We start from the raw sequence: 14,997 nt of genomic DNA, 5'->3' as shown, positions 1-14,997 counted from the left end.
AGATAAGGTGCTCCCTGCATCTTTCCTTGATAGTGGCTAAATCCTTTAACCAATTTCCTTTTTGTTCATCGCCATCCTAGCGGTGTCCATTCTAGCCTGTCATCCTGACTGGCGAATCTCATCCAGAGATTATCACTTCCTTGCTGACCACTCATCCTAAGTAATCAAATCTTCATCCTGAAGATACCTAGTCCATTAGGCTTTTTCCTGTTCCTGCCAACTCCCTGTCGACAAGTTAAATATTACGGCAAATGGCCGTGTTTCCTAGATAGTCTTAAAAAACATTTCAGGTGAGAAATACGCCCACAAACACACAATCAAATAAAATCAGCAACTTAGTGTAACATCAAGACGATTTCATCGGTCTAAAGCGACTTACTCTCACATCACTTGTAAGAGATCTCGCACAAAGCGGGTATCAGAAACGGAAATTCGACTTCTGACAGGATAATTACACAGCCAAAGCTAGAAAAAGCGTACGCTCACCCCCATGTATTTGTCATGATATTAAATAAGAGATTCATCGGATGAGCCAAGCTATCTGTCGACTGATCGCTGAAGAACTGAATGTCCGTTCTGAGCAAGTCACTGCCGCAGTAAACCTAATTGACGACGGTAATACCGTTCCCTTTATTGCCCGCTACCGTAAAGAAGTTACGGGTGGCTTAGACGATACCCAGCTACGTAACCTTGATAGTCGCCTTTCATACCTTCGTGAGCTTGATGATCGTCGCCAAACGATTCTTAAGTCGATTCAAGACCAAGGTAAACTCACGCCAGAACTCGAGCGTGATATCACTCAAGCCGACAGCAAGACTCGTCTAGAAGATTTATACCTACCTTACAAACCAAAGCGTCGCACTAAAGGCCAGATCGCGATTGAAGCGGGCTTAGAACCACTTGCCGACACACTGTGGAATGAACCGCAGCACGATCCAGAAACGGAAGCGGCGAACTTCATCAGCAACGATAAAGGCATTGCCGATACCAAAGCTGCTCTCGATGGTGCTCGTGCGATCATCATGGAACGCATTGCGGAAGACGCAAACCTACTAGAAAAGATTCGCCAACACCTAACACGCAACTCAGAGCTAGTCGCTCGTGTAGTGACAGGTAAAGAGCAAGAAGGCGAGAAGTTCAAAGACTACTTCGAGCACAACGAAACACTCAGCAAAGTGCCGTCTCACCGTGCACTTGCCATGCTGCGTGGCCGCAATGAAGGCTTCCTAACACTGGCGATGAATGCCGATCCTGAGCAAGAAGAAGGCGCTCGTGGTTCTTACTGTGAGAACATTATCTCTGATCACTACGGCATTACTCTGAGCAGTGCTCCTGCGGATGCTTGGCGTAAGCAAGTGATTAGCTGGGCATGGCGCATCAAGGTTTCTATGCACATGGAAACTGAATTGATGGGCGCAATGAAAGAGCGTGCAGAGATCGAAGCGATTGAAGTATTCGCAACCAACCTAAAAGACCTACTCATGGCAGCGCCAGCTGGTCCTCGAGCAACCTTAGGCTTGGACCCAGGTTTACGTACCGGTTCGAAAATCGCTGTCGTGGATTCAACCGGTAAGGTTTTGGCAACAGAAACTATTTACCCTCACCCACCTCAAAAGCAATACGACAAATCGGCACACGTGGTTGAGCAGATGGTTCGTCAATTCAATGTTGATTTGATTGCGATTGGTAACGGTACGGCTTCACGCGAAACCGACAGCTTTGTGGCTGACGTAATTAAACGCGGCAACCTAAAAGCGCAAAAGATCATTGTTAGCGAAGCGGGCGCATCGGTGTATTCCGCGTCTGAACTAGCTGCAAAAGAGTTCCCGAACATGGATGTATCAATTCGTGGTGCGGTGTCTATTGCTCGTCGTCTGCAAGATCCACTGGCAGAGCTAGTGAAGATTGACCCTAAATCGATCGGTGTGGGCCAATACCAACACGATGTGAGCCAAACTATGCTCGCTAAGCGCCTAGATGCGATTGTCGAAGACTGTGTAAACGCGGTTGGTGTTGATGTGAATACCGCTTCGGCTGCGCTACTGACTCGTGTTGCTGGTCTGTCTAGCACCATTGCTCAGAACATCGTGGATTTCCGTGACGAGAATGGTCGTTTTGAAGCGCGCACTACGTTGAAGAAAGTGGCTCGTTTAGGTCCAAAAGCCTTTGAACAGTGTGCCGGCTTCCTACGCATTATGGATGGCAAAAACCCACTGGATGCATCATCGGTTCACCCAGAAGCTTACCCAGTAGTGAAAAGCATCGCTGAGAAAAACCACAAAGACATCAAATCTCTGGTGGGTAACACAGACTTCTTACGTGGCTTACACGCCATCGATTACACCAATGAGAACTTCGGTGTACCAACGGTCAGCGACATCATCAAAGAGCTCGATAAACCGGGCCGTGACCCTCGCCCTGAATTTAAGACTGCAACCTTCGCCGATGGCGTAAACAGTGTTTCAGATCTAGAACCGGGCATGATTTTAGAAGGTGTGGTATCGAACGTGGCTAACTTTGGTGCCTTCGTTGATATTGGTGTTCACCAAGATGGCTTAGTGCATATTTCAGCGCTCACCGATCGCTTTGTCTCTGACCCACGTGAAGTGGTTAAAGCGGGCGACATCGTGAAAGTGAAGGTGATGGAAGTGGATGTTCAGCGTAAACGTATTGCACTGAGCATGCGTATGAAGGACGAGCCTGGACAAGACAACCGTGCTCAACGTTCAAGTGCACCTCGTACACAAAACCGCTCGAATCAAAACTCGCAAGGTGGCCAACGCCGTCGTGAAGAGCCGCAACAAAACGCTGCAATGGGTGGAGCATTCGCTGCCGCTTTTGCTAAAGCGAAAAAGTAATCCATTAGCTCATCTAAAAAGCTGATGTGCTTAAAACAGAAAACCTGCATCCCTTAGGGTATGCAGGTTTTTTTATTATGTGTTCAAAAAAGACATCGAAGCTTGGTTGACTCGTAAACTTTTGATTTATAAGACCACCAACATCTCTGATGGAGCATGAGGCGCAACAGCATGACCATAATGATACTTTATGACCTTACGTCGTTTCTCCATCTGTCCTTCCTGAATCGCCGCATCTAAAACATGCTTTGGCAGGCGGAAACGCATGGTATAACCTTTGCCTTGATCAGCACTGTATGTTTTCAGTGCCAATAAGCTGAACAGCCGATCAAAAGGGTCTTGTGGCTCTTCTTGGCTAACCGAATTGGCCTCTGACTCGTTCTCCATTTCATAACCTGGATGGTCTGAAGGATCCCAAGCCGACTGCTGCCTTCGTTTATCGTCTGATTTTACCTTACGCTCTGCATTGGTTCTCGCCAATGCTACTGCGGGAGCAACAGGCTCTCGGACTCTATTATCACGCGCAACTTGCTCTGTTTGCACATTAACGGACGGGGCGATTAGTGGCACACTCACTGCAGTTGCAGGTGACACAATCATCGCGAACTCTCCTCAAGAATCGCCCATCGTTTTTGCTATAACGCTGTTGTACTGTGAGTCAGCACAACAGGCATAGCCCAACTTAGCGCAATCAGCTCAGGAGAGAGTTAGGTCTGAGTATCAAGCAACACGTTGGTGTTATACCAATCGTAGTAAATAACTGATCATCCTAGCTTGTTAAAATGCTCGATAACGGCGTTAAATTTTTTGATTGTAGAATAACTACTTATCGAAACTACTTGTCAAAAAAAAGCTGCCTTGTTCTCAAGCCTTTTACCTACGCTATTTTTGAACACTTACTTACTGTGATTGGTATTAGCTTATATATCGACCAAGCCGGATATATATTTAGCAATTATTTTTGTGCGAAGCTGACAAGCTCACTGCAAAAGGCATCCGCTTCGGTCATAAACGGTGCATGCGAAGACTGGGTAAATATGTATTGCTCGGTATGAGGCAAGGCTGTGCCTAAGTCTTTCGCAACCTTGATTGGCACCAATCCATCTAATCGACCATACAAGCGTAGCATTGGTACTGAAATCTCAGGCAGTTGTTCACGCAGATCGACATCCGACAGCATCTTTAATCCTGCCAATAATGAGTCAGGGTTCGGCAACGGGCGAGACAGCACCGCTTGCTTGAGTTGTTTTACATCTTGCCTTGCTGAAGGGCTGCCCATGGCTTGCAATGCCATAAAGCGTTCGATGGTGGTTTGGAAATCTTCAACCAGTTGCTCGGTGAATGCGCTTAATACGTTGGGCTGAATGCCTCGCCATAACACGGGCTCTTTTGCAGCGGCGAATTTGGGAGAACTGGCGACAGTCACCAGCTTGCTCACGTAATCTGAGTGATGGAGAGCCATGTGCGTTGCGACCAAGCCTCCAAGTGACCAACCCACCCAAATCGCTTGCTTTGGTGCTTCGGCCAAAAGCTGCTGAGCAATCTCTTCAAGATCTTGAGCGTGGCAGTGCGCGCTGTGTCCATACCCTGGTAAATCGACAACATGCACTCGAAAATCAGCTTGTAATGCATTAACGGTTTGTTGCCATACCGCACCGTTCATTCCCCAGCCGTGAACCAGTACTAAATCAGGCCCTTGCCCAGAAACATGCCAATATAACGCGTCACTCATTCTCAATATTCCCTACTTTTTCCATCAGCGATAATCCGCGCTTTTCAGTATGGTGAGCAAAAGGAACACCATAACCCAAAAGCATCACGAGCTATGTTATCCGATTGGCTACAAAAACACACACCACGTCTGGTCACACCTCAATGCCACCTGTGCAAACTTGATAAACTGCCCAGTGATACACATCCTCGATGGTGCAATTCTTGTCTCAAACTCTTTCAGCCAGTACCACGCTGCCAACGATGTGGTTTAAAAACACTGCTCACAGTAGAGCAGTGCGGACAGTGCTTATCTCAACCTCCACCTTGGCATCGCCTCTACTGTGTCGGCGATTACACCTTCCCTACAGCAGGTTACATTCAGCAAATGAAGTACGCTGATAAGTTTTGGTTTGCACGTGATCTATCTAAGCTATTGGCATCACGTATCGAATATCCTGCTCCGCTGATCACCAGCGTGCCGCTGCATTGGCGTCGATATACTCATCGCGGCTTTAATCAAAGTAAGCTGCTAGCCGACTACACGGCTCAAGAGCTTGGCGTTGAAAGTGATGTGCTCTTTCGTCGAATTCGCTCAACGGCTTCCCAGCAGGGGCTGACTAAATCCGCACGATTACACAATCTAAAGAGCGCTTTTGCGCTGCGAAAACAAGACGTTCAAGGAACTATCCCCTCTCACGTCGCGATAATTGATGATGTTGTAACCACCGGCAGTACTGTGTATCAATTATGCCAATTACTACTTGAAGTGGACGTTAAAAGGATTGATATTTACTGCATCTGCCGCACTCCTGAGCCCTCTGGATAAAAGCTGTGAATCACTACTTGTACAGCAATCCAACAAAAAAGGGCTGAATTACAAATCTGACAGGAGTAGAATGGCGCTAATAACCTACAAATCTACTCAGGTATTCGTCGTGTCAAATATTACTATTACAGAAACAGCTCAAACTCACTTTGCCAATCTGCTGTCACAGCAGCCTGAAGGTACAAACATTCGTGTGTTCGTGGTAAACCCAGGCACACAAAACGCTGAGTGTGGTGTTTCTTACTGCCCAACAGATGCTATCGAAGCGTCTGACACAGAGCTTAAATTCGAAGCTTTCTGTGCATACGTAGATGAGCTAAGCCTACCGTTCCTAGATGAAGCTGAAATTGACTTCGTTACTGACAAAATGGGCTCTCAGCTAACGCTTAAAGCACCAAACGCTAAGATGCGTAAAGTCGCAGACGATGCACCACTTGTAGAACGTGTTGAATACGCAATTCAAACACAAGTTAACCCGCAACTTGCTGGTCACGGCGGTCACGTTAGCTTGGTAGAAATCACTGAAGACGGCGCAGCTATTGTAGCATTCGGTGGTGGTTGTAACGGTTGTTCTATGGTTGATGTAACGCTAAAAGAAGGCATCGAGAAAGAACTTCTTCAACAGTTTGAAGGTGAACTGACTGCTGTTCGTGATGCAACTGAGCACGATCGTGGTGAGCACTCTTACTACTAATCACTGATTTAGTGTTAGTTGTTATTTGAAAGGTTGATGCGCAAGCATCAACCTTTTTTGTTATGTGGATAAGCAAGTTAGGACTATCGCGTTCTCTCTATACTCTTTTGCTATACAACCATATTTTCACCTCGTTACCATCTTGAGTAAGGTATTCAAGTGATCGTAATCGATTCCTGCTTCAATAATTTTCGGATATGAAAACTCGGATCTAGGAACTCAAGGTCATTTCCCCTATATTAGAATGACTTTATAAGAAAGAATTCCAATGAGCTAAGGAGCGAGCGCAATGACGAAAAGGACCAAGCCAGAGATTTTGGCTAAACAAACTGTCGCTCAATCAAGACTATTCTCTATCGAGTCTCTCGACTTACGCTTTTCAAACGGCGAAGAGCGCACTTACGAACGCATGAAGCCCAGCGGGCGCAACGCAGTGATGATGGTTCCTATTACTGAGCAAGGCGATATTCTATTAGTACGTGAATATGCAGCGGGAACTGAACGCTACGAACTTGGCTTTCCAAAAGGGCTGATTGATCCAGGTGAGCAGCCAAACGAAGCCGCCGTTCGCGAACTCAAAGAAGAGATAGGCTTCGGTGCCAACAAGCTTACTCCGCTGAAGGAAGTGATCCTTGCACCCTCTTACTTCTCTAGCAAAATGACGTTGTTTATTGCAGAAGACCTCTACCCAGACAAGCTAGAAGGTGATGAGCCAGAGCCACTCGATATTGTGCGCTGGCCACTTGCTCAAGCCGAAGAACTGTTAACACATCTCGATTTCTGTGAGGCTCGGAGTATTACAGCCCTGCTTTTAAGCCTTCGTGTATTAAACAATAACTAGAACATTCAGGCTCGCTCTAAGAGTAAGAGAACATTTATGCCAATAACAAAAGATTTGTCTCACCTCCTACCCTCTGTCATTGAGATTGCTCGCTCTGCTGGTCAACTCATCTTAGAGATATACGAGAAAAAGGATTACGAAGAGTTCATTAAGAGTGATGACACTCCAGTAACCAGTGCCGATCTTGCAGCACATAAGCTGATATTAAAAAAACTCAGTGAATTGACGCCTGATATTCCCGTATTATCCGAAGAAGACGCCGACATCAGCCTAGAGCAACGCTCTCAATGGGATCGCTACTGGTTGGTTGACCCACTCGATGGTACCCAGGAGTTCATCGCACGAAGTGGTGATTTCGCGACAATTATCGCCCTAATCGAGCATAACAAGCCAGTGATGGGCGTGGTATACGCACCCGTTTCAGGAGTGAGCTATTACGCTTACAGTGGCAAAGGCGCTTGGAAGATCCCAGACCTTAATGACAGCGTGAAAATCAAAACGCATCGTCACGAGCTGCCAAACCAGTCAATCGCCATGGCGATCAGCCGTCGCCAGGACATCAATCGCATCACTAGCCGTATGAGCTCAGCATGGAATTATGATTTGGTTCCTCTAGGCTCAGCAGCGCTTAAGGCATGTTTAGTAGCAGAAGGTGCTGTGGATTGTTATCTGCGCCTTGGACCAACCGGAGAGTGGGATACCGCCGCAACGCAGTGCATTGTTGAAGAAGCTGGCGGACGTATCTTAAGTACTCAACTAGAACCGCTTTCGTACAATGAAAGAGAAACGCTAGAAAACCCGAACTTCATTGTACTCGGTGATGCAGATTTACCGTGGGTAGAAATTTTGCAAGGCAAAGACTAGGCGAGTTTGCTCCCTTTAACTGTCAGATATCCTCTAGATTCTCAGAACAAACAAAACGGGCACCTCAGTGAGGTGCCCGTTTTTTATATCTCGTAATTTAGTGACCCTTAGCCGTTTAGCTAAAAACGACCTTGATAAGTAAACTGGTACTTACCTTGGCTATCAGGATTACCCAACCATTTAAGCTGATTTTGCATCGTTGGCGGGAATTCAACACCCGGTTTAAACCACGCTGCAGATGTGTAGCGCTGGTTAGATGTTAGACTCGCTGAGAACTCACTGTCTACTTGAGTGCTCTTCTGAACGCCTTTGGCTGCAATTGTACTGTCTTCACAGGTTATGTCCGCAATCACAGGACCAAGGTCTAACGAACCAACAGGTGAATCGACTGCAGCACCAGACCAAGCCACAGTACCTTCACCAGACTGACACCAAGGTTGAGCATGAACCGCATGCTTGATCGTCAGCTCAACCTGTCCACCAATTGAAACCGGGACTGGAATGGCTGGAGCATATTTCATCACGTTAGCAGCGGGCATTGATGCGACTAAGTTTTCCGCATACGCACCACTCATGCTGTACCCAACACGCCCTTTTCCTGACAAGTTCATGTCGCTATTACGACCAAAACGAACCGCTAATTCAGCTTTGGCTTGGAAGAGTTTAGAGAACTGAAAGTCCCACTGTACTGAACCGTAATTAACACGCTGCCAGGCGATATTATTGGCGCTGCCCTGCCAAACCGTTCCTTCAACACCTTCAATATTCAAGCCACGCACAGCCGGTGCATGTTTGAGTACAAAAGAGGCCGGTAGATGCAGCAACAGACTAACCGAGAAAAAGACAATAAAGATGCCGCCAAAAAGTAAACCTAACTTCAAAGATAAACCGCGTTTCACATTAACCTCGTTTAAACTGTAGTCGGTTGACCTCAATAACCCCTGGGTTATCGGAGCGATCAATGTCCATAAACTCAACCTCCACACCCTGTTTTTCTTTCAGGTATGTTAGCCAGTCAACGAACTTATTAAAAGGCACAGGTTTTACCCACACTTGCAACATTTCGCCACGTGGTTGCACGCGTATTAGCTCGATATTAAAGCGACGCATAGAAGCTGGCACAGATTGATTCAGAGGTTGACTGGCACTAATGCCGCCACTGCCTCGTAGTTCAACCACTTCATTGGCTTTATTGGTTACCCAAGCCAGTAGTTGCTTCTCGCTTTGAATGCGGGTCTGCGCAAGTTCAGCTCGCTGACTGAGTGGCTGGATTAGCCCCCAATAAACGACACCGACCACCAATAGAATTGAGCAACCAATCACTAGTCGTTGCTCTCTTTGACTTATTGAAGTCCACCACGCTTGGAGTGGCTCAATCATATTTCTCATCACTGATCTCCTTACGCAGGTTATTGATGGGGTTTAAGAGTAAAGCTGCCAAATACGGCATCACCATTACGATTCAATGGCCCTTGCTCAACGGTAAACTTCTCTTCAAGTTTCACTCGCGCAGTCTCGAAATATTGGAAGTCAGTACTTTTCGCTTCCAATCTCACCTCTGAGCGGTTGCCGTCGTAGCGAATACTATTCACTTCGATGGCTTTCACTTGTCCTAAAGTTTCTGGCAGTAACGCTAGCCATCCAAGTAAGGAATCACCATCACCCGAGCCACCATACTTCTTAGCTTCATCGTTCATCTGGCGCTTAAGGTAGCTGACCGTCGGAATACGCTGTTTACCAGGCAGCACCGCTCTAAAGATACGTTCACTCTCCGTTCGGTACGCTTCGGCTTGTGCTTCGTACTGCTGAACCTTTAAGGCTTGCTGAGTGACGATCACCGCCACCAGCAAACAAGCTGCGATCGCTACTTTTTGCCATACACGCCAGTACTTACTGAATGAAGATTTGGTTTTAAAGGTGCCAGTCAGTAAGTTTACGCCACTTGTAATGGCTTGTTGGCTCAGTAAAGACATCACCAGTTCAGCAGGTTTAGCTTGCCACTCAATGCCACTTTGCAGTTGAACGTCATCACTTGGCAGTGCGGTGTAGCTAAAAATCGTTGGTGATTGCTCTTCGTCATCTAAGGCAACCCAATCGCTTTGTAAGAACATCGCTAGCCACGCCTCATTGATCGACACTGCTTGATAGTTGCTTTGACGCAATAACCAATGTTGGTCGATCTGCAGCGCACTGATGCCTTGATCTTCTAAAGGCAACGCTAAGGTATCAGGCAATACTTTACGAAAGATAATGTTCGCTTCGCGGAAAGTATCCAGCGCCTGCTTAAGCCAATCACGTTCCACACCACACACTGTCGCGTGCGTTGCGTCTTTCTCTAAAATAGTCAGGTGTAAGTCTTCGATATCTTGTGCGACTTCGTCTTCTAATAAAAACGGCAGCATAGAATCGAACTGGCGAGCAGCACCTTTCGGGATCTCAACACGCTTAATTAAGCATTCACTTCCCGGCAATAAAGCGATACAGCTGCGCTTTTCAGCGTAAGGCGTTAACTCGTCAAGCTGATCCCAGCTAGACAGTTCACCGCTTGCTATCACTTCTTGTTGGCTTGTCGACCAAACTAACCACTGCACAGGGCTTTGTGGTTCGCTACTCAGTCGAACGGTCAGAAACTCGCTCACTGATTCCTCCAAAACGACGGCGTACTACCGTCACTGTTTCTCGATTACTACTATAGAAAAGCGTCCGTATACGTACACGTGACTGCTCAACTAATACCTCTGCATCTAGCTCAAAATAGGCGCTATCTACAGTTAAATATGCTTTCGCTTTTTTGCTGACTTCGGCACTCACACCCACAATAGCAGGCTCAGCCATAAACGCATCCACCGTATCCCAACCATCGAATGGGCGTTTGTCTATCAGCTGTTTGGCATCCGATTCACTTAAGCCGGGGGCAAACATCGCTTCCAATAACGGCGCCTGCTTTTCCGTAAGAGTATTCACATTCAAACGGAAATCGTCGCTCGGCAGAGCACAAACAAAGGGGCGAACCTTATTCATCACCTCACCAGTGACTTGATAAACCGAGCGTAGCTCGGACTCATCGGCCATTAAGCCATTCGCTGCCAAATAAGATGGCTTCATCGCCTCATAAGTACTGTCTTCTACACCAGCTGAAGAGGTGGTTCGGGTATCACTATCAACAAATTCCCAGCTTGAATGTGCAATAACCTCGGCCTGATAAGGCTCAACATCTTGGTTTTCCAACAAGGTTTGCCAAACCGTAATTAAATAAGGTGTTTGGTTACTTGAAGTCGTCGCCACACCAGCCAACGCATTGAGATTAAAACATGCCTGAGCATCAACAATACGGCCTTTAACTTGACCATAATCCAACGGGTATACCTGTTCTTCTAACGCCCATGGTTGACTCAAGTTGACGGTATCACTGTCTTTGTAGCTTTGCCTAATGCCGTCTTGCACCAGCGCTTCGACACCAATGCTGTACCAGTAAGCCTGTTGGTAATTCAGTTGATTGCCCACGCGCTTAAATTGAGTAAACAGGCGTTCCGACATACTGCCTGCGATGGTTGCCATTATCGCCAGTAGCATCAGGATAATGATCAGCGCAACACCTCGCTGCTTGCGCCCCATGGCAGACCTTGTCAGTGCAAACTTATTAGTTCGATGAGTCATTATTCCCCTCATTACTACTTGAAGAGTCACTGTTTGAAGAATCATCGGCCTGATCTAGCGTGCCACCAGGGGTGAGATAAATACGCTCTATCTCACCATAATCTTTCAAGGTTAGCTTTAACCTTACCGCTTTCGGTAGCGATTTGTCGGCTTGCCACTCTTTCCCCCAGCGGCTTCCGTCATAAAACTCGAATTCCAAGCTTTCAACATCATCAAGCAAAGGCGTAATCACACCTTCTTGTCCTGCAGGAGTATCGGGGTAGCGCCACCACACACGCTCAAGCGTTTCTTCTTTAATGCGGTAACCCACTTTGGTGACTTCTCCGCGAGGAAACTGCTGCTGTGGGTTATGCCAGCCAAGGCGAGTAAACATGATGCCAACGCTGTCGGAATCCAGTAAATACTCTTTAATTAAGATCAGCTTAGATGATGCTTCTTCACCGTTGGTACGAAATTGTCGCACCGCCATCTGGCGAAAATCATTATCTAAAATGACTAAGCTACGTTGCAGTTGATTTAAACGAGCACTGCGCTCGATTGAAAGCTCGTTGCTGCGCTGAACCTGATTTACTACCTGATAAGCCGCCATGCTTAACGTGGCAAAGATAGCGATCGAGACCAAAACCTCAATTAAGGTAAAGCCTCTCCCTTTCGAAGATAGTCCTTGTTTACGAGGCACACGCTTATTGGCGGACATGCTCTTACTTAGCGACTTGCTCTGAGCTAACGACACGCTTTTACTTGACCACATAGCTGCGCACCGTGACCACTGGAGAAGCTTGTTTACTGGTTGCCACACTCACATCAAACGCCTTTAATAAATCATCGCTAGTATCGATTGGCGTGACCTTCCAAAACCACTCTCTCTCGGCCAACTCTTGTGTGCCCTGCGCTTTTTTTAGCTTCTCAGGATGCAGCATCACCAAAGCCATTTGATTATCAACGACCATAGCCGCGAAGGTTTTTTCTTCGAGATAACTGAGGGTATTGATGTGCTGAGTAACAGCACGAATCACACTGATCGCCGCAGTCGCAAAGATAGCGAGCGCAACCAATACCTCTAGCAGCGTCATTCCTCGAGAACCAAGGGGCATACCACGAAAACGATAAGGAGAACGGTTATTCCTCTTCATCTTCTTCTCCCGGTTCTAGCAGTCGAATCACACCATTGTCCAATACTCGAATACGCCAACCATCTTGTATGGTGTCTCCGGTATTTGGATAAAACGACAATACAAATGGCGTCATTTCAGCACTCGACAAGATGTAGATCTGTGGTGGTTTCGGCTTCTTTTCCTCTTCAAGATCAGCAAACATATCTTCATCAAACAAGCTTCCTGGGTTGAACAACCGATCATCGTCTTCCCATGCGCCACCACCTAAGGTCAGTGACAATGCGAGTTCTTCCGGTAGTTCAGTTAAAGAGGGGATTTTTTCAAAATCGACTTCTTGCCAGCCTTCAGACTTAAGCGCCATCAGTACATAGGTCGATTTCTTTTCATCAACTCGAACGCCAAAATCTAAGCCGCTCAAAATAGCCTCTTCATTGAGTAATTGAACTCGCTGATAAAAGCTTTGAGCGTATTTTTTAGCAACATCTTTGCTATTGGTAGGAATGGTCGCGATCACCGCAACCGCCGTTACTGACAGTAGTACCAACACCAAGAGAATCTCAATCAAGGTGAAACCTGGCTGTGTTTGCTTAGTTTTCACCTTTAGACTCCATCTGTTTACGTCCTACCATCAATAACGTATCAAGCATCAATAACGAATCAAACAATAAGCTGAAGCTTATTGGAAATCCTGCATGTTCCAGTTGCCGATATCCGCCGCAATACCTTCACCACCTTCTTGGCCATCAGCACCAAGAGTGAAAATATCAATAGTGCCGTTATCACCAGGGCTTAGGTATTGGTACTCGTTACCCCATGGGTCGTTTGGCAGACGCTTGATGTAGCCACCGTCGCGGTAGTTACGAGGCTCTGGGCTGCTTGGCTTAGAAACCAATGCATCAAGACCTTGATCCGTTGTTGGGTAAACGCTGTTATCCAGTTTGTACATATCTAGCGCGTTCTCTAGCGCCACAATATCAGTGATGGCTTTTTGTTGGTCAGCCTTCTCTTTGTTACCCAATAGGTTAGGTACAACAAAGCTCGCCAATACGCCAAGGATAACCACAACAACCATCACTTCTAATAGGGTAAAGCCTGATTGTTTCTTCATTCTGTTTTTCATTATTTTCTCCAAATTACAGACAGCGAGTTGAAGGTAATAATGTCCTTCTTCTCGTTAATCCAAAAACTAACGTCTTATGAGCAGTTGATTAACCACTCATCAAATTATTCATTTCAAGCATCGGCATCAGAGTCGCCATCACAATGAACAGCACTAAGCCTGCCATCAAAGCGATAAGTGCTGGCGTAAAGATACCTAACGCGATATTCACGGTCGATTCAAAGCTTTGATCCTGGTTATCTGCCGCTCTTGTTAGCATTTGCTCTAACTGACCACTCTGCTCACCACTGGCGATCATATGCAGCATCATTGGAGGGAAGAGTTTGGTTTGATCGAGCGCTTTACGCAGGCTTGCCCCTTCTCTAACACTGTCTGACGCCTGCAGTACTTGTTGCTTCACATGGTGATTCGACATTACATCAACCGCAACCTTCATCCCCTCAAGGATAGGAATCGCACTCGAGGTACAGATAGAGAGTGTTCGTGCAAAACGAGAGGTATTAATTCCTTTCGCGATCTTGCCGATCAGTGGAATGCTTAATAGCTTGCGATCCCAACTCATGCGAACACCCGGCTTTTTCAGAGCGGTCTTAATCAACACAATCACACCGATGATCAACAACAGTAATTGGATGCCCCAATTCTGGATAAATTCACTCGATGCCAATAAAAATTGTGTCGATTGAGGAAGTTCTTGGCCCATTTGGATAATCGGTTCAACGATCTTAGGTACCACGGTTGCCAGCAGGAACGAAACAATCGTCACCGCAAACACCACCAGCACCACAGGGTAGATCATCGCTTGCAGCAACTTAGAGCGCATCTTCTGACGGTTTTCTGCGTAATCAGCCAGTCGCTCCAATACCGCATCTAAGTGACCCGATTTCTCACCAGCCGCGACCATGGCTCTAAACAGTTCATCAAAGATATGTGGGTAATCAGCCAAGCTATCGGCTAGCGAATAACCTTCCGTTACCTTCGAACGAACCGCCAGTAACATGGTTCGAATACGTGGCTTTTCAGATTGCTCCGCCACGGCTTTCAAGCACTCTTCTAGCGGCATGCCTGATTGCACCAAGGTGGAAATTTGGCGAGTAATCAAAGCAAGGTCTGGCGTGCTGATACCACGCTTAAAGCTGGTCGAAGGCTGTGCACCTTTCGTCGTTTTAGCTTTAGCTTCGGTCATCTCAACCGGCATCAAGCCTTGTTCTTTGATTCTTTGGCGAGCCTGACGAGCGTTATCCGCTTCAATCGAGCCTTTTTTACTTTTGCCTTTGGCATCCAGTGCTTTGTATTCAAATGCCGCCAT

Annotated in this window: 16 protein-coding genes; 5 read left to right on the top strand and 11 right to left on the bottom strand. The window is 46.7% G+C overall.

Features of this window, described 5'->3' with window-relative positions:
* Positions 1-527 precede the first annotated feature (527 nt).
* Positions 528-2,858 carry a Tex family protein gene (locus AB6D93_RS06530; RefSeq protein WP_102332604.1) on the top strand — a complete coding sequence of 777 codons (2,331 nt, stop codon included), beginning with the start codon at positions 528-530 and terminating at the stop codon, positions 2,856-2,858.
* 126 nt (positions 2,859-2,984) lie between these two features.
* Here AB6D93_RS06530 and AB6D93_RS06525 read toward each other — a convergent pair whose 3' ends face one another.
* Both AB6D93_RS06525 and bioH read right to left on the bottom strand, forming a co-directional pair.
* Positions 2,985-3,458, bottom strand: coding sequence for a hypothetical protein (locus AB6D93_RS06525; protein WP_017063078.1), 474 nt, complete (start codon positions 3,456-3,458; stop codon positions 2,985-2,987).
* Between the two features lie 355 nt (positions 3,459-3,813).
* Positions 3,814-4,590: a pimeloyl-ACP methyl ester esterase BioH gene (gene bioH, locus AB6D93_RS06520; protein ID WP_017063077.1), complete on the bottom strand. Its 777-nt coding sequence runs from the start codon at positions 4,588-4,590 to the stop codon at positions 3,814-3,816.
* Between the two features lie 93 nt (positions 4,591-4,683).
* Between bioH and AB6D93_RS06515 the strand changes: the two genes are divergently transcribed.
* From AB6D93_RS06515 to cysQ, 4 genes are all read left to right on the top strand, one after another.
* The gene (locus AB6D93_RS06515) at positions 4,684-5,397 is read left to right on the top strand and encodes a ComF family protein (protein WP_170962812.1); all 714 of its coding nucleotides are present in this window, start codon (positions 4,684-4,686) and stop codon (positions 5,395-5,397) included.
* A gap of 109 nt (positions 5,398-5,506) precedes the next feature.
* Positions 5,507-6,091 (top strand): Fe-S biogenesis protein NfuA, encoded by a 585-nt coding sequence (nfuA, locus tag AB6D93_RS06510; RefSeq protein WP_102332663.1) that lies wholly within the window; start codon positions 5,507-5,509, stop codon positions 6,089-6,091.
* A gap of 289 nt (positions 6,092-6,380) precedes the next feature.
* Entirely contained in the window at positions 6,381-6,932 is a 552-nt protein-coding gene (gene nudE, locus AB6D93_RS06505; RefSeq protein WP_102332603.1) for an ADP compounds hydrolase NudE, read from the top strand.
* A gap of 36 nt (positions 6,933-6,968) precedes the next feature.
* Positions 6,969-7,796, top strand: a complete 828-nt coding sequence (gene cysQ, locus AB6D93_RS06500; RefSeq protein WP_017062477.1) for a 3'(2'),5'-bisphosphate nucleotidase CysQ — start codon at positions 6,969-6,971, stop codon at positions 7,794-7,796.
* Positions 7,797-7,915: 119 nt separating this feature from the next.
* Here the strand turns inward: cysQ and AB6D93_RS06495 are convergent, their stop codons facing one another.
* The 9 genes from AB6D93_RS06495 to gspF all read right to left on the bottom strand — a co-directional run bounded on the left by AB6D93_RS06495 (position 7,916) and on the right by gspF (position 14,997).
* Positions 7,916-8,695 carry a type II secretion system protein N gene (locus AB6D93_RS06495; RefSeq protein ID WP_017062478.1) on the bottom strand — a complete coding sequence of 260 codons (780 nt, stop codon included), beginning with the start codon at positions 8,693-8,695 and terminating at the stop codon, positions 7,916-7,918.
* A gap of 1 nt (position 8,696) precedes the next feature.
* A complete protein-coding gene (locus AB6D93_RS06490; protein WP_102332602.1) occupies positions 8,697-9,185 on the bottom strand; it encodes a type II secretion system protein M in 489 nt (162 codons plus the stop codon).
* Positions 9,186-9,205: 20 nt separating this feature from the next.
* Positions 9,206-10,435 carry a type II secretion system protein GspL gene (gene gspL / locus AB6D93_RS06485; RefSeq protein ID WP_102332601.1) on the bottom strand — a complete coding sequence of 410 codons (1,230 nt, stop codon included), beginning with the start codon at positions 10,433-10,435 and terminating at the stop codon, positions 9,206-9,208.
* Positions 10,404-11,453, bottom strand: coding sequence for a type II secretion system minor pseudopilin GspK (gene gspK / locus AB6D93_RS06480; RefSeq protein WP_017062481.1), 1,050 nt, complete (start codon positions 11,451-11,453; stop codon positions 10,404-10,406). The genes gspL and gspK overlap by 32 nt, the downstream gene beginning before the upstream one ends.
* Positions 11,437-12,204: a type II secretion system minor pseudopilin GspJ gene (gspJ, locus tag AB6D93_RS06475; protein ID WP_017063073.1), complete on the bottom strand. Its 768-nt coding sequence runs from the start codon at positions 12,202-12,204 to the stop codon at positions 11,437-11,439. Before gspJ ends, gspK begins: the two co-directional genes overlap by 17 nt.
* Complete coding sequence (gene gspI, locus AB6D93_RS06470; protein WP_017062483.1) at positions 12,191-12,586, bottom strand: type II secretion system minor pseudopilin GspI; 396 nt, start codon at positions 12,584-12,586, stop codon at positions 12,191-12,193. The genes gspJ and gspI overlap by 14 nt, the downstream gene beginning before the upstream one ends.
* The gene (gene gspH, locus AB6D93_RS06465) at positions 12,573-13,166 is read right to left on the bottom strand and encodes a type II secretion system minor pseudopilin GspH (protein ID WP_017062484.1); all 594 of its coding nucleotides are present in this window, start codon (positions 13,164-13,166) and stop codon (positions 12,573-12,575) included. Before gspH ends, gspI begins: the two co-directional genes overlap by 14 nt.
* A 78-nt stretch (positions 13,167-13,244) precedes the next feature.
* The gene (gene gspG / locus AB6D93_RS06460; RefSeq protein ID WP_017062485.1) at positions 13,245-13,688 is read right to left on the bottom strand and encodes a type II secretion system major pseudopilin GspG; all 444 of its coding nucleotides are present in this window, start codon (positions 13,686-13,688) and stop codon (positions 13,245-13,247) included.
* Between the two features lie 88 nt (positions 13,689-13,776).
* Positions 13,777-14,997 (bottom strand): type II secretion system inner membrane protein GspF, encoded by a 1,221-nt coding sequence (gene gspF, locus AB6D93_RS06455; protein ID WP_017070113.1) that lies wholly within the window; start codon positions 14,995-14,997, stop codon positions 13,777-13,779.

Origin of the sequence: Vibrio sp. 10N.247.310.23 (genome assembly GCF_041467155.1) — a bacterium.
Taxonomy (GTDB): Bacteria; Pseudomonadota; Gammaproteobacteria; order Enterobacterales; family Vibrionaceae; genus Vibrio; species Vibrio crassostreae_C.
The sequence above is the reverse complement of the archived record's forward strand: the minus strand, read 5'-3'. Positions and strand labels throughout refer to the sequence as shown.